The organism is Lysinibacillus cavernae (assembly GCF_009724685.1).
Lineage (GTDB): Bacteria > Bacillota > Bacilli > Bacillales_A > Planococcaceae > Lysinibacillus > Lysinibacillus cavernae.
In genome coordinates this window covers 119,835-142,550 of sequence record NZ_WMEF01000006.1, presented here as the reverse complement: position 1 = coordinate 142,550, position 22,716 = coordinate 119,835, and the positions used below count along the sequence as shown (strand labels likewise).

Here is a 22,716-nt window from a genome sequence, read left to right as displayed (position 1 = left end):
CTCGTCAGCTCGAAAGAATTTGGACAACATTATGCCGTGGCATAATTGATAGGGTGATTATAAACTACTTTTTAGGAGCATGTTAATGAATTATGTCGTTTAGTATTCTTTATGGGTCTAAAGGTATATGTACTTTTCTCAAATAGATTCATGTATAATGGGAAACAAAAATGTGTATAGAGGTGTAGTTATGTCAAAAGCTTTAACAGTAGAAGAAACGATTTATCAATGGTTTGATCATTTTCACAAATATCCAGAAGTAAGCTGGAAAGAGTTTGAGACAACTAAAAAAATTGCTTCGATACTGGATGAATTAAATGTTACTTATCGTTTACTAGGTGATGTACCTGGATTAATAGCTGAAATTGGAACCGGTGATGAAATCGTCGCAGTACGTGCCGATATTGATGCTTTATGGCAAGAAGTTGATGGAAAATGGCAGGCGAATCATTCTTGTGGTCATGATGCCAATATAACAATGGTTCTTGGTGCATTATTACTACTGAAAGATCGCCCATTGCAACATCGTGTTCGTTTCATTTTCCAACCTGCGGAAGAACTAGGAAATGGTGCATGTGCAGCGTTTGATAGAGGAGCAGTTGATGGGGTATCGCATTTATTCGGAGTGCATTTAAGACCAATTGAAGAATTACCACTCGGTAAGGTTTCACCAGCTATCCACCATGGTGCTGCTTATTTTTTAGAGGGGACCATTCATGGCATTGATGCACATGGTGCTAGACCTCATCAAGGTAAAAATGCTATTGATGTCATTATGGCTGTGCAACAGATGCTACACAGTATTCATCTATCACCGTTTGAACCACATTCTGCGAAATTAACAAAAATTATTGCAGATGGCGGTAGTACGAATATTATTCCTGGTAATGCTAGTTTTTCAATGGATATTCGAGCGCAGCAAAATCAACAACTTGAATTGCTCCGCAGTAAAATTGAGTCTGGATTAAAATCTATACAGCAACAATTTGATATAGACATGAGCTGGAATTGGTTAGACTTTACTCCAGGTGCTGAAGTTTCACCAATCGCAGCCAAAATGGCGAAAGAGGCAATTATTGAAACATTAGGTGAGGAACATTTAGCAGATGAAATAACGACTCCTGGTAGTGATGATTTCCATTTTTATACAGTGAAGAAACCTGAACTAAAAGCGGCAATGATTGGAATTGGGGCTAACTTAGCACCAGGGCTCCATCATCCAAAAATGACATTTGATCGTAGTGCATTAATAGATGCTTCAAAAGTACTCGCATGTGTATTAGAAAAAAAAACTGAATAATAAATTTTTAAAAGCTATATAAAAAAATGAAAATATTTTTTAGTATAGCTTTTTTTGTATGAACATTTTTCGAAATGCATGGATATTCAAGCATTTGCATTGTTTTTAATTGCTACTTGAAAGCGTTTTATTACGCTAAAATAAAGGGATTTGCTAGAGAAGCATAAATTTTTTGCGTTGACTTTTAATTTTTTGAATATTAAGCTAAAAAACGTAAAAAATTATTTGCGTCTTTAAAAAACCGGAATGGAATTTGGTGCAAAAAAAGGGGATGGAAGAATGAAAAAGGATATTAATGCAGGTTGGGCACTACTAACTTTTGCGATAATGATTATTACAATGTTGATTACAGTAGTTGTTTTAGAGCAAAGTCCTCACGTACCTCTTCTTGTCGGCACAACTGTAGCAGCAATTGTTGCCAAAATGCATGGATACAAATGGACAGAAATTGAAGAAATGATGTATAAGGGGATACGCCTTGCGTTACCTGCCATCGTCATTATTATTTTAGTAGGGTTGACAATTGGGGCATGGATTGGCGGCGGAGTTGTAGCAACGATGATTTTCTATGGCTTAAAATTGATTTCCCCAGCGTGGTTCTTAGTTACAATCATGCTGTTGTGTTCAATCGTGTCATTAGCCATCGGTAGTTCTTGGTCGACAATGGCAACAATTGGTGTCGCAGGTATGGGTATTGGTTTAAGTATGGGAATACCGGCAGCAATGATTGCAGGTGCGGTTATTTCAGGTTCATACTTTGGTGATAAAATGTCACCGTTATCAGATACGACGAATCTTGCGGCGGGATTAACAGGTACTAACTTATTTGAGCATATTAAGCATATGCTTTATACAACAATTCCAGCATTAATTATTTCACTTGTTGTTTTTGGAATTTTGGGTAGAAAATTTGCGGATGTTTCTATGAAATCAGAAGAAATCTTAACAACGTTAAAAGTGATGGATGAAAGCTTTGTTATTTCGCCTTTACTATTGCTAGTTCCAGTAGGGGTTATTGTATTAGTAGCTAAAAAGGTGCCAGCGATTCCAGCTTTAATAATTGGGATTGTATCAGGTTTCTTATTACAAATTTTTGTACAAGGTGGTTCAGCAGCAAGTGCTGTGCAAGCATTACAGGCAGGGTTTGAAATCTCTACAGGTAATCAAATGGTGGACGAGCTATTTAACCGTGGTGGTTTAGATTCAATGATGAATACGGTTTCAATGACCATTGTGGCGATGACTTTTGGTGGTATTTTAGAGTATTCAGGGATGTTGAAAGCTCTTATGAATGTAATCGTGAAGTTTGCTAAATCTACGGGGAGTCTTATTGCTTCAACAATTGCAGCGTGTGTCACAACGAATGCGACATGTTCAGAGCAATACATTTCAATTGTAGTCCCTTCACGGATGTTTGCAGGTGTTTATCAGCAACGAGGCCTACATTCTAAAAATCTATCTCGTGCTTTAGAAGACGGGGGAACATTAACATCTGTTTTCTTCCCATGGAATACTTGTGGTGTGTTTATTTTAGCGACATTGGGTGTAGGCGCTATGGAGTATGCACCATATGCCATTCTTAATTTCATGGTACCTATTATTTCCATTATCTATGGATATATTGGTTTTGCTATTGTTAAATTAACCCCAGAAGAAATGGCGGAAGCAGAGAAACGTAAAAAAGAACAAGAAATGGAAAACACTGATAATATGGTAATGGTTGATTAATGATATGAATTCTCGTAGATGCTTGTCCATTTACGAGAATTCCTTTTTACAGTTGTTTAATAGGTTGCAAAATTCAATTCATATATTGTACGAGGGCGACCTTGTTGATGAGTCATTTCTTCGCCTACAACTTTTGCGTACCCATTATCGACCAATTTTTTAATAATACGTTCGGTTGTACGTCGAGTTACTTGTAGGTATTCGGATAGATTTTGTGATGTGAATTGGGCTATTTGACGTTCATTACTGAAATTAATTATTTTAGAAATGTTTAATGGACTTAAACTTGTGAGCTTAGCCATTTGTAAAACGTAAGGATCATCTGTTTTTAAAGAAAGTTTACCTTCTGAATTGGGAAAAGGTCCTAATAGATTTTTATGCTCATCGAGTATATAAATCTCAAAAGGTTTAGTAAATGATAAGGCGTGTTGAGCATTTTGTGTGGCTTCCATTATGGAGTGCCCATAGCCAAATGATAATTTAAAAGGTTGTTCAATTTGCTGTATTAGCTTTTCTAAGTTTTCTTTTTCAAGAGCATGTTGTAAATGTCCTGCAGTCGTGTATAGCTCAAAAGAATGTGTTGAAATTTGCTTGTACGTTGAGAAGGTAGCTTTTACAATTTGGCTTAAAATAGTTGATTCGATTGAAGAATCTTCGGGAATTTCTAAAAGACCTACTACAGCCTTAAATGATTCAGATTTCGTTAATAGTGATTTAGATTTTGTTTCTTCAAGACATTGAATAATAGAATTCGAGGTATCTAACATCCGCATTGCTGGTATTTGAAGAGCTTGTAAATCATCGAAAACACTATGAATACTTGTAATGACAAAATCAATGCTTTTAGCATTCCATAAGGCGATATGGCTTTGTAATATGTTCTCAGTTGGTTCTGTAATCGATATATGCTGAACATACGGCTTCTGGCCAACATATTCTATTTCTGCTAAAACATTATCCACAAATGCTGGATTCATTACATCAATGGAAATTCTGTTGATGGATACAGCCTGTTTGGCTACAAGGGATAAGAGTGTTGTAGAAATGGCTGTTTCATCTTGCTTAATATAATTCCAAGGTATTGGTATGTCTGAAAGTAAGGATTGGGCATGCAAGTAGGGTAATGTTCCTCCGAATAATAGTGCATCACAAGGTTTAATTTGCTTCATTAATGTAGGTGCTTCAGAGGGATGGCTGTATAGATAAAATTCTAATTGAATATTATCTATGTTTTGTGCGATACTAATAATACGTTTCATAAATGCTTTAGAACAAATAATCGCTATTTTGGTAGACATGGGCATCGTTCCTTTTCTATTTTTTTAAATATTTAACGACGTATTAACGACATGCATAACAACAAAGGAGACTGATTATTATGAAAATCCAACAAGTAGAAATTTTTGCCATACATTTACCGCTAATTGATCCATTTATCATTAGCTATGCTACATATGATACAATGCCGTCTATTATATTAAAAGTAACAACTGATACAGGTATTGTAGGCTATGGTGAAGCAGTGCCTGATGAACATGTAACCGGTGAAACATGGGAAAGCACGTATGCAGTGCTACAACATCAACTTGCACCTGCCGTTATTGGAGAAAATCCAATGGCGTTTGAAAAGCTACACGATAAAATGAATAAAGTTGTGAAAGATGTACCTGCAGCAAAAGCAGCTATTGATATCGCTTGCTTCGATATCGTTGGAAAAGCATTAGGAGTTCCAGTATACCAACTTTTAGGTGGACGTTATCATGAAAAGTTCCCAATCACACATGTACTAAGTATTGGAACGCCTGCAGCAATGGCAGAAGAGGCTGCTAATCGAGTAGAAATGGGCTATCGTTCATTTAAGATGAAGGTAGGTACAGAGGTAACGCTTGATGTTGCACGTATTAAAGCTGTACGTGAGCGAGTAGGTGAAGATATTGCTATCCGTGTAGATGTAAATCAAGGATGGGGGAATGCATCTACTACATTACAAGGTTTACGTGCAATGAAGGAATTAAATATCGATTGGTTAGAGCAGCCAGTGGATAGTGAAGATATCGATGGCATGGTCGAAATTAAATCCAAATCTGATGTAACATTAATGATTGATGAAGGACTTCGTGGCGTACGTGAAATGCGTGAAATTATTGCCAAGCGTGCGGCGGATAAAGTAAATATTAAACTAATGAAGTGTGGTGGCATCTATCCTGCTATGAAGCTTGCAGTAATGGCAGAGATGGCAGGGATTGAATGTCAAATTGGTTCAATGGTTGAATCATCAGTTGGTTCTGCTGCAGGTTTCCACGTAGCGTTCTCTAAGAAGATTATGACAAGTGTAGAATTAACAGGTCCACTAAAATTCTCTAAAGATGTGGGGAACCTACATTATGATGTGCCATTTATCTGCTTAAATGAACAACCCGGCCTAGGCATAGATGTGGATGAAGATGTAATTCAGGAATTATGTAAGTTCTCAACAGTTGTAACTGCCTAAGGGAGGCGTAATATGAAAAAAATTTATGAAGGTATGCTTGGTGATACATCATTTTTTATTACAGAATTAACGCCTCAGCATTTACAACAAATTGAGGAGTTACAGGTTGAAGTTTATGGAGCATTAGAAGACCAAAGTATATTGCAACCGTTAAGCACAGAGGAATTTGACTATATTCTAAATGGCAATGGAATGATGATAGGGGCCTATGTAGAGGACGAGTTGATTGCCTTTCGAGCACTGTTGAATCCGCCTATTGATGAGGAACATCTTGGCTATGATTGTGGAATTGCGGAAAATGAGTTTAATCGTGTTCTATATCAAGAAATATCGAATGTTTCCCCAAAATATCGTGGTTACGGCTTACAGAAGACATTAGCTACAGTAGTGATGAATACTATCGATTTAGAAAAATACGATTATGTTTGCTCAACAGTAAAGCCATATAATATTCCAAGCTTAAAAGATAAATTCTCACAAGATCTTGTTATTAAAGGTTTAAAAATTAAGTATGAAGATAAGTTGCGTTATATTTTCTATAAAGACTTACGACGAGAGCTCCCAGTATTTACTGAGAAACATGTAATATCGATGGGAGACACAACTACACAACAGCAACTTTTAAAGCAAGGCTATCTCGGTACGACTATGTATGAAGAAAATAATGATTGGTTTATTGTATACAAAAAATAAAGCAAAAAAGCTTTACCTTCCGCATGGATTTATGGGGAGGTAAGGCTTTTTTATGTCACACTATTTCTTCATTGGACAAAATCCACAAGCCATTAATCCTGGTATATCTTTCGAAAAACAACATGATTTGCGCACAGGTACGTTTACTAGGTTAGTTGGACTTTGACCGCCTGTATATTGTGCCCACCAAGATTTATTGGAGAAGCGTGCCCATGTTTTAGGATTTTCTAAGACCTCAATATCTTCCATGGCTTGATCGGCTAAACCGGGATTAGATAGCATTATATGATAATGCCATAGTAAATAGCCAAAGAAATTTTCCCAAATCGTAAGGGGGGAGATAGAAGTTACTTTTCGAAGCTGTTGGACAATTACGTGACCATCATAAAGTATTTTCTCGATGACAGCCTGGCGCTCATTTTCATCGACATAGCGCCAGTCATTTGGATTAACGAACATGGCCACAGTAAAGCTGTTGAATTCCTTTGCGGCATCGAAACGCAACTCAAGTGGTTTACCATCCCATACCTCATCATAAGTAGCCAGCATATAAAATTGCATAGCAAAAAACATGCCATAGCGGCGAGCAAAATGAGAAATAGCTGCTGTTTCTGTAGCTGCATCTGTAATCCCCATCATGAGGTTTAAAAAATCAGGATGGTAAAAGTCTTTATGTATATCAGCTAAAGTAAATAAAGTCCGCTTAGGCTCAGTTGTATAAATGCTATAGGCGTTTAATTGTTGAACTTGATCCATCGTTAAAGCTGGCATGGTCATCCTCTTTTCCTTTGAACTTCTGTTAATTTCATTATAAAGTAATCATTTTTGCTTCACAAATGGAATGTCATATAGTAAAATTTATTAAACATATGCGAAAGGTAGGTTTTAGAGTGTCACAGCCTTATGCAATTCCAAGACCACTAGTTCGACTCAATCAATGGACCATTCTTTTAAGTGTTATCTTATCGTGGCTAACAGGAGTCATATGGATTCTAATCATTCCACTAGCTGCGAATTTACTTGGGATCTTATGCAATTACAATCCAATCATTCGTTTTGGGAAGCTGTTTTTAAAAAACCCCCCATCTGCCTATATTCCAGAGGATGCACAGCAACAAAAGTTTAATTCCAGTATTGCTAGCTTTTGTTTAGCAGCTGGTTTGTTAGCTTATATAGTAAACTGGCAGGTTGTAGGCTATATCTTTACTGGCATGGTTGCAATAGCGTCGTCAATCGCAATAGCAGGTTTATGTATTGGTTGTTTTCTACATTTTCAGTTGAAGCAATGGCAATATCGACGCACGTTAAAAAAATCTTTTTAAAAAAATAAAAAATTTATTAGATTATTATTGACAATTTAATTGATAATGATTATCATTATCGTATAAAGATTATTCCTCGGCTACAATACAGTGTAGAGAGGATGAACTTTAGCTACTTTTCTCCAGAAGTTTGCTAGTTCATGATTACGCTCCTAAAACCCCCCTCATTTTTTGGGAACGTGAAAATCTCAGACGGCTCATTCTAATTTTAGAATGGAGTCGTCTTTTTTTATGTAAATCCATTATGCTTAGCGTGTTGTGTCAGAAGCTCGCTCACTGAATTTAGAAAAAAACAGCCCAGAACAAGGACTGTTAGGAAGATGTATTTTGCTGAACAGCATTTTTCTTGCCAATGATCATTGTATAGTAACTATGTAGAAGCATACCAACAATGATGACACCAAGACCCGCAAGTGCAATTGGGCTAGGGAAGGCAATCCCTAATAATAATACTTCGCCAATAATAACAAATAGAATTTCTGTTGACTGAGTTGCTTCCACAGCAGCCAGTTTGCCTTGATGTTCTCTTACACGATCTGTTGCTATGAAAAATAATACGGTTGCAATGACACCTGAACTTATTCCGACAAGTAATGATTGGAACAGCTGACTTGCTGAAGGAAGTCCAACAGTCAGAACGGCATAAATAGCCATGATGATCCAAGCGGGCAACGAAGCAATCGTCATGCCTAGTACACGCTGAAAGGTATCGATTCGTCCACCACAAACTTCCATCATTTTACGATTACCGAGAGGGTAGGCAAATGCAGCGACGATGACAGGCAAAATGCCAAGCATTAAACTCCTAAACGAAACCGATTGTGCATGAGGTATTTGAATAAGTAGAATACCTACTAATATGACACATGAAATAAGAAGAGAAATGAAAGGTATTTTTTGACGTACTGTTTTTCCAGCAATAACTGAAACAAAGAGGGGAGCTAATAATACACCAGCAACGATTGTAAATTGCCACGTTCCAGAAACTAGCCAACCTGGACCAAAAGCTGCGGCGAATGTTAATGGTGCGTAGAATAAGACAAATCCAACAAAGCTCCACAGTAGCCAGGCGATAGGCTGTGTTTTCATTTCTCCAGATAATTGTGACATGCCTTTTCGATAAAAGACAATGACAAGCAAAAAAGGAAGCATAAAGAAATATCGCAGCGATGCACTCCAGAGCCAGCTACCACCTTGCATTTCCATTGCATGATTTAAAATAAATGTCACAGCAAAGAACAGGGAAGCTACTATACCCAATGCAATTTCTTTCATGAAGATCACCTCAATTTGAGTTCATATTAAACTCTTATGTAATTTGAATATTCAGTAATTAATACCGAAAAAATTACGAAGAAAGGTAATGACCTCTCTCCGTAACTATAACATTATCAATTAAGTTTCATTGAGTCCAGATTTTTTCGAATAAATACGAGAAAATTTAAGACATACGTAGACTGAATCACTTTTCAGTAGGTAACGAGACAACACATTAAAAATTTATTTTGGTTGTTGTTCAAAAAGCTGAACGATTTCAATGATAACTTGTGTTGCCTTTTCCATTGTTTCGGCAGATACATATTCAAATTTACCATGCATGTTTTCGCCACCAGCGAAAATGTTTGGTGTTGGTAAGCCCATGTATGATAATTGCGAGCCATCTGTACCACCGCGAATTGGCAGGGTATTTGGGATAATATCTAATTTTTCCATTGCAGCGCGTGCGATGTCAACAATTTCTTTTACAGGCTCAATTTTTTCGCCCATATTATAATATTGATCTTCAATTGTAATACTTAAGGCATTTTCTCCAAATTGTGCTTGGATTTTGGCTGCAGCATCACGCATTAATTGTTTTTTCTCTTCGAATTTTTGGCGATCATGGTCACGTACGATATAAGATAGCTCAGTATGTTCAAGAGCTCCTTTAAAACTCATTAAATGAATAAAACCTTCATAACCTTCAGTCTTTTCAGGAACTGCATCAGCAGGCATTTCATTTTGGAAGGCAATGGCCATTGTGATGGCATTCACCATTTTATTTTTTGCAGAACCAGGATGTACACTTGTACCTTTTGTGACAATCTTTACGCCAGCAGCATTGAAGCTTTCGTATTGTAGTTCACCAAGTGGTCCGCCATCCATAGTATAGGCATAGTCTGCTCCAAATGCAGGAACATCAAATTTATGAGGACCACGACCAATTTCCTCATCAGGTGTAAAGGCTACGCGTATTTTACCATGTTTAATGGTAGGGTTTTTGATGAGGTACTCCATTGCCGTGATAATTTCAGCAATACCTGCTTTATCATCGGCACCTAACAGTGTAGTACCATCAGTTGTAATAAGTGTCTGACCAACGTAATTTTTAAGCTCAGGGAAATCGGTCGGGGACATTACTAAATTTTCATTTAATTGAATGTCTCCACCATCGTAATGATCAACGCGCTGAGGGTTTACATTTGTGCCAGTAAAGTCTGTAGTGGTATCAACATGTGCTAAAAAGCCAATAGTTGGTACTTCTTTATCTGTATTAGCTTCTAATGTTGCAAATAAATAGCCATTTTCATCTAATGTAATATCTGTTAAACCAATTTCAGCAAGTTCATCTTTCAAAACATGTAACAGATCAAATTGCTTTTGTGTAGAAGGAGTAGTTTCGCTTGTGAAGTCTGATTGTGTATCAATTTTTGCATAGCGTATTAATCGCTCAATTACTTGTTCTTTCATAAGTATGGCCTCCTAATGTGTATGTGTAATTATTGTAACACTTTACTTCGGATTTCGGAATATTGAAGGACACTTAAAGCAATAAGTAATTGGGCGCTATAATAAGTCAGCATTATTACCTCATGTGAAAAAGCTAGTGGCATGACAAATTTATTAATAGCTAAATAGGAATCGGAAGCAATAAATAACAGCGCACCAATTGTTGCGAATTTAGAGCCTGTTTTAATGGCTGTCCAACCCATCATTAAAATGACCGAAATATAGGCAATCACTGCTATACCAAGTATTGTTTCACCTGTTTTAAAGACAGACCCGGCAATCCATATTGCCATGCACACACCATAAAGTAGTAAGAGTATCTTCGCCCAAGTTGGTACTTGTCGCTCGTTTGCAGTAGAGAAAGCGAAAATATAAAAGATATGGCCAATAAGAAAGCTAGTCAGACCAATTAAAAACCACTGCAATGTATAGTCACCAATCATACAAAATATAAGCCCGATGATAATCAGTAGTTGATATTTTTTAATATGTAATGGTTTTTGAATCGCAGCTAAAATTATGATCAGCAGCATGGGAATAACTTTAAAGATTAGTTTTAAACTTTCGGCAATATGGGAAAAGAGAAAAATATAATACAGACCAAACAATATAATGAAACCTATTAATAATTTTTTAAACAAATTTTTTCAGCTCCTTTCCTTTTGAAATTCTTTATTTATGGTAAAATTCCTTTCTGTACAACGTATGTTTGAAACTTTTTTAGTATGTAACCGTAAATAAGTAGACAGAAAGCTGAAGAGAGGATGAACCAAATGACTAAGCTACTGATAGCTTCTGCAGTCATCGCATTGATCGCAAGTGTGTTAGTTACACCGCTTATTACGAAGAAGCGAGAAGATGGAAAATCGAGAAAGGTGATTGGATACTTTTTTATCGGTATCTTTGTGCTAGGATTTTTAGCAACAGGTATCACTTTATATGTGACAAAAATTGATGTAAACTGGCTTGTTTTTTGGCCAGCTATTATTGTATTAACGTTAGTTGGCGCCATGCTTGCAAGTGGTACTGAACGGAAAATAAAAGGCGCTTTATTTTTAGCAAGTTTAGGTGTAGCTGTTTATGTATTATCAGCACCTTTATGGAATGCGAATGAAAAATTTAATTCCTCAGAAATGAAGGAAGAAGTTGAGATAAAACCATTCGATGAGACACAAACACCTGCAAGTGTTCCGCCGAAATTTGCTCGCAATAAAATGAAAAAGGCTTTCGGACAAGTGCCAAACACTAGTTACTATGAGTTAGGACGTTTACAAATTCAAAAGGTGAAGGGTGAATATGTTTACATTGCACCAGTTGAGTTTTCTGGATTCTTTAAATGGATGAATGGCGATACAACGCCTGGTTACTTTATGATGAGTGCTACAGATTCGGCGGATAATCCTAAATTCGTTAAAGAGGAAATGAAGTATGTTCCTTCCGCATATTTAAATGCTAATTTAGAACGTCATATTCGCTTACAACATCCATTCCTTATTTTTTATGGGGATGTTCAGCTTGAAGTAGATGATGAAGGAAAGCCTTATTACATTCGCTCTTACGGAGAATTCGTCTCTGCACGTAATGGCTTTGATGTGAAAGGGATTGTCTTAGTTGATGCACTAACAGGCAAATCGGAAGTGATTAAACTTGACCAAATACCTGAATTTATTGATGGTGCTGTATCACCAGAGACAGTAAGTTTACAAAACAGTTATTTTGGTAAATATGTTCATGGTTTTTGGAACAGTATGTTTGGTAAAAAAGATGTAAAAATCCCTTCCGATGAAGGAACAGAATCGAATGTTAGCCCAATTTTCGATGAGAAGGGTGATATGTATTACTTCACAGATTTTACAAGCCCTAAAGAAGGTGTAGATTCAATGTTAGGCTATTCCTTAACAAATGCAAGAACAGGGGATGCAAAATACTATACAGGAAATCTAGATTCAAGTTATATGGATTCACAAGGTAATTTACAAATTATCGAGAAGAAATTTATTGAGAAAAAATGGGCTGGTGAAATGCCAGTGTTGTATAACTTTTATGGTGAAGCTAGCTGGCTGACAGCAGTGCTGGATTCCAACGGCTTTTTACAAAACTATTTCATCGTATCTGCAGCCAATCCTGAAATTTCCGTTTATGCTACTACGCCAAAAGAGGCACTAAAATTATATAAAACTGCCTTGAGTCGTGGAGGAAATACAGTCGACGGCAGTTCAAATGCAGAAGAGAAGCAAGTTAGTGGGAAGGTATTACGTGTATACAAAGAACGTCTAGGAGATTTTACGACTGTATCTTTCTTATTAAATAATGGTGAAAATTATTTAGTAAGTGCCGAAACAGAACCTTTAGTCATTTATTTACAAGAGGGTGATGAGGTAATTCTTACTTACGGTGATACAGGGGAGCAGTTTTTACCAGTTCGTTCTCTCATTATTAAAGGGTTACAATAGAACACAAATAAAAGGCGATCTTAGTCATAGCAAGATCGTCTTTTATTATGGCGTTTGTTCGTGAATATAATGTAGCATTTTTTCTTGATGATTTACAAAGAGTGACTTTGCATGATCATTTAATGAAAAGATCTCCTGTAAATACCCTTGTAGCAATCTATTTTCGTATTCAAAAGACTGATAGTTTTCATTTTCTAGAATAGTGGTTAATAAAAGTGTATGTAAGACAGCTACTTCTAAATTCTGTGTATTCGTAACGAATTTTAAATTGAGAATAGACGTATGGGAAACAAACTGATTGACATAATCAATGTAATTTTTATACGACGATAATTCGATGTGTGGTTCTAGTCGTTTTCTTAGCAAAGTACAAGCATTATTTAATTCTTCTATTTTTAAAAATAAACCTCTTACACTTCTCTTATGCTGTTGTTCTAAGGTACGAGCAAGATGTTTATTGATATAGGACATTGTTTTTATAACTCCTTTCTTCAATGGTGATCATTTATAAATATGAATGGAATAGCTGGAAAAGGGAAGTGTCTTTTCGTTTAATTTGTTACTGTATCTTCTATATATATCGAGACAAAATCACTAGCCTTAATATAAATTGATAATGAAATTATGAAAAAAATAGGGTTATTATCATACGATAGTAACCCTATTTTCGAAAATCATTTCCAATTAAAACCTTTTGTTGCTAAAAACTCTTTTATATGTGGGCGTCGTTGTTCGATTAAAAAATCAGCCATCTGTTTTGTCCAGTTATCAATTTTTCTGTTCGATGATCGACTATTATAATACATTTCCATTGTCTCATTATAGGCTGGTAATAGTTCTTCATATTTTTCAACATTGTATTCATTTTCATGTAATACAGCAGACACAGGTAAGCGTGGTTTTACTTCATTGCGACGAGCTGGTACACCGATTGTTAGACCGAACAATGGGAAAACGTAATCAGGGAGATTGAACAATTCACTTATTTCAGAAGTATTATTACGTACTCCTCCAATATAGCAAATTCCATACCCCATTGATTCTGCTGCTATAACAAAGTTCTGTGCAAACAATGATACATCAGCTACACCAACAAGGACATTTTCAGCTGAATCAGCCACAATGTCTACCCCTTCTAATTTCCCAGCCATTTGAAGTCGTTTGAAATCAACGCAAAAGACAAATGCACCGCCAGAAGTTTCGTATTGGCGTGGATTACCAGAGAGTAAACCTAATTTTTCTTTTTTGTCTGCATCTGTTACCCATATCACACTATAGGCTTGTACAAAATGTGATGTTGCAGCCATTTGTGCTGTCGCAATTAATTCTTCGATGGTTTCTTTTGAAATCGGTTGGCCATCATAAATGCGTACTGAGGAATGACTGCGTAATAATTCTTTAACCATTTAATTACTCTCTCCTTTGTGCTTGTATATCATGAGCATAGCACGCTTTGTCGTCAAAATCGAATGAAAAAAGGATGTATAGTTATATTTAAATAGTTAGCAAATGTAGAAATTATCTCGTAAAGTAAAATATTTCATTTAATATAGATTAAATATTCTAAATAGTATAAAATTATTTGAGCGACTGTTTATTTGGTTGTGCTACCAAAAATTAGATTATCTTTATTCAATAAATGTTTGTGCGACATTGGTTGTTTAAATTACCTTTGAATAAAGATAAAGTCTCTAACGGATGTCACGGATTTATTGGAACCAAATATGCTAGTTGAACAAAAATAAAGTGGGATGGAGGAATAAGGAATGGAAGAAAAGTTAGTGAAAAAGCTTCGCCACGAACAATTGCGGAGCAAGGTAGTAACAGCAGACGAAGCAGCATCTTGGATTAAGGATGGTATGGTATTAGGGATGAGCGGATTTACACGTGCTGGCGATGTAAAAGTCGTACCTCTTGCACTTGTAGAGAAAGCTAAAAAAGAGAATTTCCAAGTAGATATATATACAGGTGCATCTCTTGGTCCTGAGGTGGATCAATATCTGGCAGAAGCAGGTGTTATTCGCAAGCGTGGACCTTTCCAAGCAGATGCTGGTATCCGCAATAAAATAAATAGCGGTGGCATCACATTCGTTGATGCTCATCTATCTCATAATGCTGAGCTTGTTCGTCAAGGTATTATGGGGCCTATTGATTTTGCGATTATTGAAGCGGCTGCTATTACAGAAGACGGCTTATTAATTCCTACAACTTCAGTTGGTAACTCTCCGATTTTTGTGCAAGAAGCAGACCAAGTCATCATTGAATTAAACGTAGCACAACTTGATGCATTAGAAGGTGTACATGATATTTTCGTACCTGCGCCACAAGGGAAACGTGACCCAATTCCTTTACAGAATGTATCAGATCGCCTTGGTATAATTGGTATTCCATTAGATTTAGATAAAGTAAAAGGTATCGTCATTTCGGACATATTAGATGCGCCATCAACTATTGTTCCTTCTGATGAGGAGACAGATGTTATGGCTAATCACTTATTAAATTTCCTACGAGAAGAGATAAAAGTAGGTCGATTAACAACAAGTTTGCGTCCTATTCAATCAGGTGTAGGCTCAGTAGCAAATGCTGTATTGTTAGGCTTTAAAGATTCTGAGTTTGAGAATTTAGAAGTTTATTCGGAAGTACTACAAGATGCAGTATTTGAATTAATTGATGCAGGGAAAGTGAATTTCGCTTCTGCTACTTCTATTACCCTTTCTGAGCAAGTAGGAAACCGTGTATATGGAAATTTTGAAAAATATGCAGATAAATTAGTATTGCGACCACAGGAAATTTCGAATCAGCCAGAAATTATTCGCCGACTCGGATTAATTTCAGTGAATACAGCACTGGAATTAGATATTTACGGAAATGTTAATTCAACTCATGTTTCTGGTACAAAGATGATGAATGGCATAGGGGGGTCTGGTGACTTTGCTCGTAATGCACGCTTAGGGATTTTTGTAACAAAATCCTATGCAAAGGGTGGCAACATTTCAAGTATTGTTCCAATGGCTTCTCACGTGGATCATACGGAGCATGATGTTGATGTCATCGTAACTGAACAGGGTGTTGCGGATTTACGTGGACTTGCACCGAAAGAACGGGTAGCACTTATCATTGATAACTGTGCACACCCTGATTATCGCGAGCAATTGTGGCAGTACTTTAATGATGCCAATGAGGCAACAGGAGGTCATCATACACCACACGACCTAGAAAAAGCGCTTTCATGGCATGTGAATTACGCTAAAAGTGGTACCATGAAGGACCCTACGTTCTCGAAACAATAGAGTTCCATAATAAAAGCCTTGAAGGACAGTTTATTTGTTCCTTCAAGGCTTTTGGTGTTTAACTTAAAGTAATCCAATCCATTTCCAATAAGTTGCGGAGAACAGAAGAATGAGGAGGAAGCCGATAATCGTTAATGGAATACCGGATTTCAAGAAATCTTTTGTTGTAAACGCTCCTGTACCATAGGCAAGCATATTTTGTGGTGCACTGATTGGTAGTAAGAAACCAAAGCTAATGACGAATTGTTGCACGATGACGAATCCAACCTGATCAACATTAGTTGTTAATGTTGAAGCTAAGACAATAAATACAGGTATTAGAGCAGAGGCTAAGCTTGTTGCACTTGCAAAGCCTAAATGAATAAGAATATTAAATAGTGTTACAAGTGCAATAGTTGCCAGTATCGGCATTGAATCTAGACCAAGTGAACCAAATACTTTATCTGATAACCATGATGCACCTTGCGTATTTAGTAAAATTGTTCCTAGCATAATACCTACTGCAAAAACGATAATTGTCCCCCATGGAATATGAGGTTCAACTTCTTTCCACGTATAAACACCGATTTTGGGCATTAATAGAATAGCTATAGCGATAATTGTGACAGTTGTTGTGTCAAATGGATGCAGTTTACCTTCAGTTGCCCAGAAAAATAGTAAAACTAACGATGTAATGATTAAACGAATTTCGGGTGCTTTTAATGGGCCAAGCTCTGCAAGTTGTTTTTTGATTACCTCTTTACCACCTTCGATATTATTAGTCTCAGGCTTAATGAGAGCAATCATAATGAAAAATAAAGCTACAGACATAATGATTGAGAAGGGGGCAGCATAGAGCAGCCAAGCACCCCAAGAAATGCTCACATTAAATTGTTCTTGAATAAAGTTTAAAGCAACCATATTTTGAGCAGCTGCAGTCTTTATACCGATATTCCAAATGGAGACGGCTTGTACCGAAGTAATGACAAGTAATGCAGCGAGTCGGCTATCACGCGGTAAACCAAATGCTGCGACCATTCCAAGTAGTATTGGCACTACTGCGCCAGCACGTGCTGTAGCAGAAGGAACAAAAAATGCGAGGGCTATAGAAACTAAAATGGCACCGAATACAATAGCTTTCGTTTTTGTTCCTACAAGTGAAAGGATCCAGAGAGCAAGTCGTTTATGTAAGTTGGTAATCTGCATTGCTGCTGCTAGAAAGAGAGCTGCTGCTACTAATGCGACAGCGGAATTACTAAATCCACTTAATGATAGTTTTAAAGCACCTGCTGTACCTAATTCATTGGTAGGATCGTCAATTGTTGGAGCGAGTCCTAGTAAAACCGTTACGAGTGCAATGATCATAGCTGAGCTGACAGGATATGAAACTGCCTCTGTTACCCAAAGGATGACTGCGAATGCTAAGATGGCTAAAGCTCGTTGTCCAGCTATAGGTAAGTCACCGTTATTAGGTAAAAAGGTAATGATGATTAATAAAGCGAAAGCCAAGCAAATCCATAGTGGCTTTAAATTACGTTTCGTAGCTTCTTGTTCAGGTGTAGACATATTTTCTCATCCTTTCTACGATAAATATGACGATTATTATCCATAACATCGGTCAGTAAAATGTTTTATTAAGATAAGAATTTGTCTATTGTATTGTAGAAAGACTATGTGTGTAAAATTGGTGTTTTTTACAGCGATATGAGTGTATAAAGAGAAAATACATGGTCACACAAAATACAAAAATATCCATAAAATATTATTTATTTTTCTTAAATGCAGACGTTACTTTGGGCTCTGTGCCATTGACCAATCGTTTAAAATTTTCAATGTGCAGGATCATCGCTATGCCAAAAAGAAGGAGAGCAATAATGGTTGGTCCGAATCCAGGAATCCATAAATAAGTTGCTGTACAAAAAACGAGATAAAACTCTAGTACACCGACAATTAAATAGTTTGTTGCAAAGGATAAAATGACAAACAAAATAAGTGCAAATAAACCAATCTTCCAATCAACAGCAAGTAAAATACCGATAATGGATGCAGTTCCTTTCCCACCATTGAAGCCCATATAAAATGGGAAATTATGACCCAAAATGACCCCAGCAGCAATAATGTACGTTAGAAACCATATTTGCTCTTCTGTTAAATGTGTAATATCTGCTAAATACAAGTGTGCACCAATAATTGCGGCAACGCCTTTGCCAATATCAATTAGGGCTACTAAAACGCCATATTTCCAGCCGAGGGAAAGCGTAGCATTGGAGGCACCAGCATTGCCATGGCCAGCTTTTTTTAAATCCACCCCCGATAAAAATTGTGCTACTTTAGAGCCGTGAATACAGCCAATTAAATATCCGATAATAAGAAAAATGATCACGGCTTTTACCATAAAAATACTCCTCTCAAAATTTTTTCTAAAAATAGTGTATGCGTTCATATTACGTATAAGAGCAGACAGAAGTTTCGGAAAAAATAAAATTTACATATTGACAGAAAAAATCTCTATGTTTATACTGTGTAACAACGATGGAAATTGAATCACATACTCTTATCAAGAGCGGCGGAGGGATAGGCCCTATGATGCCCGGCAACCAGTAAGTGACGAACTTACTAAGGTGCTAATTCCTACAGATTCTTATTGGATCTGGCAGATAAGGGGAGGAAAACTTGCAACCGCAACCCTCTTCTTAACTGAAGGGGGTTTTTGTTTTCTACAGAAAAATCCTCCTCATCTCCGGTACCATCGTAAAAAAATAACCATTGGAGGTACACAATGACAAATTTTAAACCTGAAACATTGCTGTTACATGGTGGTCAAGAGCCTGACCCAGTGACGGGCTCTCGAACAGTTCCTGTCTATCGCTCAACGGCTTTCGTATTTAAGGACACTGCTCATGCGCAACGTCTTTTTGCCTTAGAGGAAGCGGGGAACATTTACACACGTATTACTAATCCGACTGTTGATGTTTTTGAAAAACGTGTGGCTTTATTGGAAGGTGGAACAGCAGCAGTAGCACTTTCATCTGGTGCAGCGGCTATCGCATTTTCCATTTTAAACCTAGCTGGAGCTGGCGATGAAATAGTAGCAGCTAGTTCTTTATATGGTGGTACTTATAATTTATTTGCTAACACATTACCAAACTACGGTATTAAAACAATTTTTGTAGATGAAACAAACCCAGAAAATTTCAAAGCGGCGATTACAGATAAAACAAAAGCTGTCTTTGCTGAAGTTTATGGTAATCCAAGTTTAAAGGTTTTAGATATTGAAGCGGTAGCTAAAATTGCACATGACAATAGCATACCATTAATTATTGATAGTACATTTGCTTCTCCTTATGGATCTACACCAATTGAATACGGTGCAGATGTTGTTGTTCACTCAGCAACTAAATGGATAGGTGGTCATGGTACAACTTTAGGTGGTGTTGTTGTAGACGCTGGTAAGTTTGATTGGACTGGTGGACGATTCCCAGGTTTTACGGAGCCAGATGCTTCTTACCATGGTTTACGTTACGGAATTGATACAGCTTCGGCTGCTTTTGCTACGAAGCTCCGCGTACAGTTATTACGTGATTTTGGTCCAACATTAAGTGCAGATGCAGCCTTTAATTTATTGCAAGGTTTAGAAACGCTTCATTTGCGTATCCCTAAACATAATGAAAATGCTTTAGCAGTTGCTGAATATTTACGTAACCACCCATCTGTGGAGTATGTAAACTATAATGGCCTTGAAGATTTTGCGACACATGATTTGGCAAAAAAATATTTAAAAAATGGCTTCGGTTCTGTGCTTACATTTGGCATTAAAGGTGGACGTGAAGCTGGACGAAAACTGATTGATCATGTAAAGCTATTCTCTCATGTAGCAAATGTAGGAGATGCCAAGTCGTTAATTATTCACCCTGCATCCACTACACATCAGCAATTATCAGCAGATGAACTAATTCAAGCTGGCGTAACCGAGTCGCTCATTCGCTTATCTATCGGTTTAGAGGCAGTAGAGGATATTATTGCTGATTTAGAACAAGCCATTACGCAGGCAACAGCGACTGAACAAACAGTAGAAGCTTAAAGAGTGTAAGGGAGAATGTTGTAGCGTTTACGTATTTTCTCATTCGAATTGCCTCATTTGGTAATGCGTCAAACGTTGCTACATCAACCAATTACTGCATCCGTTAATTATCAGAACCTTTTTAAAAAATAATACCAAGTAATTTTATATGTATTATTGACTTAATCAATTCCGTGCTATATACTAGGAAATAAGTTAAGAATACGAAAATTCTTGTTATAAGGGTAAATGTTTTCATAAGTGCTCCCCCACTTTTGAATATATAGAGGAAGAGTAGTTACATAGCCAGTGACTGCTCTTCCCCAAAAAACTGATGATAAAGGAGTGTTTAAAATGGGTAACATCTATAGTGCACAAAACATTGCATCCTATCTAATTTATGAGCTGAATGAAGGTCATGTCTTTGTAAACAATCAATCCATTCAACACCTACTTACATCAGTCGAAAGAAAATGGCAGCAAGTCTTTGGTCATACAGCATTTCAAGAGCATGTTGTTGCTGAAGAGGAGTGCTGTACTGTAAAGGAAGTTTTTGAGGCATATGAACATTACGGTGTGAGTCATATTGCACTTCCTGCGACAGAGCTTTACTTAAAATACGGTACATTTCAATTAGTGGAACGTACGTATGCGATACCTAATTTTACAGTAGAAGAAATTAGTCTTGTTCAACAAGTATTAACACAATATCGTTATCAATTGCTTTCCAAAGCAAGTTAAACCCCTCATATATTTGAGCTCATTCTCTGCTGCTACAGGGAATGAGTTTTTTCTTTAGAGGTTCATACAAATAGTAAACAAGATTAAGGGTGTCTGAGCATACATATATAATAGAAGAAAGACATTCATTTATTTAAATGTAAATAGTCAATATTTGTTCAAATCTTATAGATAAACTAAAAAAACGTATAATAAAGGGAATGAAACCGATTTCTTTTGCACGTCTAGAGAAAACAAATGTCCTTCCTAGAAAGATTTTTCTTGTGAAAAGTATGTATTTGCGTTACAATTTTCTTTAAGTTAAATTTTGAATTATTTGAATTTGTATGTGTTCCAACACATACTGAAATGGCGAAACTCATACAAGGAAGAGTTGTTGGCTAAAACCTGCGGTTGGTGTCAAATTGTCATGACACAACCCCATGGAGAAATTAGCTTTGATGAAACTGCGGAATGTAAGTTGGAGGGAATAACAAGAATGGCAACTATAAAGGCAGCGATTTTAGGATTTGGAACGGTAGGCCAGGGGATCTATCATATTTTAAATGAAAAGCGAGAAGAACTAAAAAATAAATTAGGTATTGAATTAGAAGTAGCAAAGATATTAGTGACAGATACTAGCCGTGAGCGTGTACCAGGAACAGCACATTTAATGACAACAAGTATGGATGATGTATTAGCAGAGCCAGGTATGCAGGTTGTGTTTGAAGCGATTGTTAACGAAGAGCCTGCATACAGTTATTTAAAGCGAGCGGTTGAGCATAAATGTCATGTTATTACAGCCAACAAAGTGATGTTTGCAAAACGAGGTTTAGAGTTACAGGATCTTGCAAAAGCAAATGGAGTTTTTGTAGGCTATGAGGCAACTACTGCAGGTGGCGTACCAGTTATAAAAACAATGAAGAATATTTTACTTGTCAATGATGTAAGCCGTATACAAGGAGTGCTAAACGGCACATGTAATTATATTTTAACAAAAATGCGTGCACAAGGTTGGTCATTCGAAACAGCTTTAAAAGAGGCACAGAGCTTAGGCTATGCAGAGGCAGATCCATATAATGATATTTCGGGTCAGGATGCATTTAAAAAATTAATGATTTTAAGTGCTTTGGCATTTGGAGAGCAACCTGATTGGGCGGATGTAGAAGTCATTGGAATAGATAGCATCTCTGCTGAACAAGTGCGTGAAGCGTGTGAAGATGGCTTGCGTTACCGCCATGTAGCTGAAGTAGAAAAACTGGTTGACGGTAAAATTATCGCTAAAGTTGGTCCGCAACTAGTTGATAAAGAACATCCACTCTATCCGGTCGATGATGTGTTCAATGCAGTGGCGTTAGAGACTAACTATATTGGTACATTAACATTAGTTGGCCCTGGAGCTGGGATGTACCCAACTGCGAGTGTTATGGTAGAGGATTATGCAGAAATCATTGGTAAAAGAGCAGGCTTTGTTGTTACAATCTAATTAAATTATTTTTTAAAATTGTCCACCATTCTACAATGCTTGATTGTATGAATGGTGGGTTTTTTAATCTTCATCTTTCACGTCAATATCCTCTGGAATGGGGGTAGAACGCCAAATTTCAATTTCTTCTTTAATACGTTCTAATTGTCTAAAATAAGTGCTAAATTGACCACTATTTATGAGAATTTGTTCTCCATCGTAAACAGAACGGATGCGCCCTTCATAAATTAGACGCATTACTTGATCCTCGGGCATGCCAAGGTCAATAGCTGTCTCTTCAATTGTTTTGTACATACGAATCGCTCCTTTTACTGTATTTATTATAACGTCCATTGAACAGAAAGCATACTGTGGTAAATGAAAGAAAAAGTAAAAATGGTAATTGTTTGATTTTGGATAAATATGTATTATTAGTATTGATGGAG

At 36.8% G+C, this 22,716-nt stretch carries 20 protein-coding genes and 1 riboswitch; of the genes, 10 read left to right on the top strand and 10 right to left on the bottom strand.

All coding sequences use genetic code 11. From position 1 onward, the window contains the following. The first annotated feature begins 190 nt into the window (after positions 1 to 190). Together GJU32_RS13800 and nhaC are read left to right on the top strand one after the other, a co-directional pair. Positions 191 to 1,300 (top strand): amidohydrolase, encoded by a 1,110-nt coding sequence (locus GJU32_RS13800; protein ID WP_155592541.1) that lies wholly within the window; start codon positions 191 to 193, stop codon positions 1,298 to 1,300. A gap of 279 nt (positions 1,301 to 1,579) precedes the next feature. Then, a complete protein-coding gene (nhaC, locus tag GJU32_RS13795; RefSeq protein WP_155592540.1) occupies positions 1,580 to 3,028 on the top strand; it encodes a Na+/H+ antiporter NhaC in 1,449 nt (482 codons plus the stop codon). 56 nt (positions 3,029 to 3,084) lie between these two features. Here nhaC and GJU32_RS13790 read toward each other — a convergent pair whose 3' ends face one another. Beyond that, a complete protein-coding gene (locus tag GJU32_RS13790; RefSeq protein WP_155592539.1) occupies positions 3,085 to 4,326 on the bottom strand; it encodes a hypothetical protein in 1,242 nt (413 codons plus the stop codon). Between the two features lie 80 nt (positions 4,327 to 4,406). Here GJU32_RS13790 and GJU32_RS13785 point away from each other — a divergent pair, with 80 nt between their 5' ends. Continuing rightward, a complete protein-coding gene (locus GJU32_RS13785; protein ID WP_155592538.1) occupies positions 4,407 to 5,519 on the top strand; it encodes a mandelate racemase/muconate lactonizing enzyme family protein in 1,113 nt (370 codons plus the stop codon). A gap of 12 nt (positions 5,520 to 5,531) precedes the next feature. Beyond that, positions 5,532 to 6,212, top strand: a complete 681-nt coding sequence (locus GJU32_RS13780; protein ID WP_155592537.1) for a GNAT family N-acetyltransferase — start codon at positions 5,532 to 5,534, stop codon at positions 6,210 to 6,212. Positions 6,213 to 6,272: 60 nt separating this feature from the next. On the opposite strand, the gene GJU32_RS13775 is transcribed toward GJU32_RS13780, so the two are convergent. After that, positions 6,273 to 6,983, bottom strand: coding sequence for a Fe-S oxidoreductase (locus GJU32_RS13775; RefSeq protein WP_155592536.1), 711 nt, complete (start codon positions 6,981 to 6,983; stop codon positions 6,273 to 6,275). A 119-nt stretch (positions 6,984 to 7,102) separates the two neighbouring features. Between GJU32_RS13775 and GJU32_RS13770 the strand changes: the two genes are divergently transcribed. Continuing rightward, a complete protein-coding gene (locus tag GJU32_RS13770; protein WP_155592535.1) occupies positions 7,103 to 7,534 on the top strand; it encodes a DUF4395 domain-containing protein in 432 nt (143 codons plus the stop codon). A 312-nt stretch (positions 7,535 to 7,846) separates the two neighbouring features. Here the strand turns inward: GJU32_RS13770 and GJU32_RS13765 are convergent, their stop codons facing one another. The 3 genes from GJU32_RS13765 to GJU32_RS13755 all read right to left on the bottom strand — a co-directional run bounded on the left by GJU32_RS13765 (position 7,847) and on the right by GJU32_RS13755 (position 10,944). Further along, a complete protein-coding gene (locus tag GJU32_RS13765) occupies positions 7,847 to 8,809 on the bottom strand; it encodes a DMT family transporter (protein WP_155592534.1) in 963 nt (320 codons plus the stop codon). Positions 8,810 to 9,034: 225 nt separating this feature from the next. Continuing rightward, positions 9,035 to 10,264 carry a peptidase T gene (gene pepT, locus GJU32_RS13760; protein ID WP_155592533.1) on the bottom strand — a complete coding sequence of 410 codons (1,230 nt, stop codon included), beginning with the start codon at positions 10,262 to 10,264 and terminating at the stop codon, positions 9,035 to 9,037. 29 nt (positions 10,265 to 10,293) lie between these two features. Continuing rightward, a complete protein-coding gene (locus GJU32_RS13755; protein WP_155592532.1) occupies positions 10,294 to 10,944 on the bottom strand; it encodes a lysoplasmalogenase in 651 nt (216 codons plus the stop codon). A 132-nt stretch (positions 10,945 to 11,076) separates the two neighbouring features. Here GJU32_RS13755 and GJU32_RS13750 point away from each other — a divergent pair, with 132 nt between their 5' ends. Beyond that, the gene (locus GJU32_RS13750) at positions 11,077 to 12,756 is read left to right on the top strand and encodes a hypothetical protein (RefSeq protein WP_155592531.1); all 1,680 of its coding nucleotides are present in this window, start codon (positions 11,077 to 11,079) and stop codon (positions 12,754 to 12,756) included. Positions 12,757 to 12,801: 45 nt separating this feature from the next. On the opposite strand, the gene GJU32_RS13745 is transcribed toward GJU32_RS13750, so the two are convergent. Together GJU32_RS13745 and chrR are read right to left on the bottom strand one after the other, a co-directional pair. Beyond that, a complete protein-coding gene (locus GJU32_RS13745; RefSeq protein WP_155592530.1) occupies positions 12,802 to 13,227 on the bottom strand; it encodes a hypothetical protein in 426 nt (141 codons plus the stop codon). 203 nt (positions 13,228 to 13,430) lie between these two features. Then, positions 13,431 to 14,162, bottom strand: a complete 732-nt coding sequence (gene chrR / locus GJU32_RS13740) for a class II chromate reductase ChrR (RefSeq protein ID WP_155592529.1) — start codon at positions 14,160 to 14,162, stop codon at positions 13,431 to 13,433. Positions 14,163 to 14,522: 360 nt separating this feature from the next. Between chrR and GJU32_RS13735 the strand changes: the two genes are divergently transcribed. Continuing rightward, on the top strand, positions 14,523 to 16,046 hold the full coding sequence (locus GJU32_RS13735) for a succinate CoA transferase (RefSeq protein ID WP_155592528.1): 1,524 nt from the start codon (positions 14,523 to 14,525) through the stop codon (positions 16,044 to 16,046). Positions 16,047 to 16,109: 63 nt separating this feature from the next. On the opposite strand, the gene GJU32_RS13730 is transcribed toward GJU32_RS13735, so the two are convergent. Together GJU32_RS13730 and GJU32_RS13725 are read right to left on the bottom strand one after the other, a co-directional pair. Continuing rightward, entirely contained in the window at positions 16,110 to 17,591 is a 1,482-nt protein-coding gene (locus GJU32_RS13730) for a DASS family sodium-coupled anion symporter (RefSeq protein ID WP_155592527.1), read from the bottom strand. A gap of 196 nt (positions 17,592 to 17,787) precedes the next feature. Next, positions 17,788 to 18,420, bottom strand: coding sequence for a glycerol-3-phosphate acyltransferase (locus tag GJU32_RS13725; RefSeq protein WP_155592526.1), 633 nt, complete (start codon positions 18,418 to 18,420; stop codon positions 17,788 to 17,790). 156 nt (positions 18,421 to 18,576) lie between these two features. Then, positions 18,577 to 18,689, top strand: a riboswitch (SAM riboswitch). Positions 18,690 to 18,804: 115 nt separating this feature from the next. On the opposite strand from GJU32_RS13725, the gene GJU32_RS13720 reads away from it, so the two are divergent. From GJU32_RS13720 to GJU32_RS13710, 3 genes are all read left to right on the top strand, one after another. After that, the gene (locus tag GJU32_RS13720; RefSeq protein ID WP_155592525.1) at positions 18,805 to 20,106 is read left to right on the top strand and encodes an O-acetylhomoserine aminocarboxypropyltransferase/cysteine synthase family protein; all 1,302 of its coding nucleotides are present in this window, start codon (positions 18,805 to 18,807) and stop codon (positions 20,104 to 20,106) included. 333 nt (positions 20,107 to 20,439) lie between these two features. Continuing rightward, on the top strand, positions 20,440 to 20,826 hold the full coding sequence (locus tag GJU32_RS13715; RefSeq protein WP_155592524.1) for a hypothetical protein: 387 nt from the start codon (positions 20,440 to 20,442) through the stop codon (positions 20,824 to 20,826). Between the two features lie 478 nt (positions 20,827 to 21,304). Beyond that, entirely contained in the window at positions 21,305 to 22,291 is a 987-nt protein-coding gene (locus GJU32_RS13710) for a homoserine dehydrogenase (protein ID WP_155592523.1), read from the top strand. A gap of 63 nt (positions 22,292 to 22,354) precedes the next feature. Here GJU32_RS13710 and GJU32_RS13705 read toward each other — a convergent pair whose 3' ends face one another. Next, positions 22,355 to 22,585 carry a MerR family transcriptional regulator gene (locus GJU32_RS13705; protein WP_155592522.1) on the bottom strand — a complete coding sequence of 77 codons (231 nt, stop codon included), beginning with the start codon at positions 22,583 to 22,585 and terminating at the stop codon, positions 22,355 to 22,357. Positions 22,586 to 22,716 lie beyond the last annotated feature (131 nt).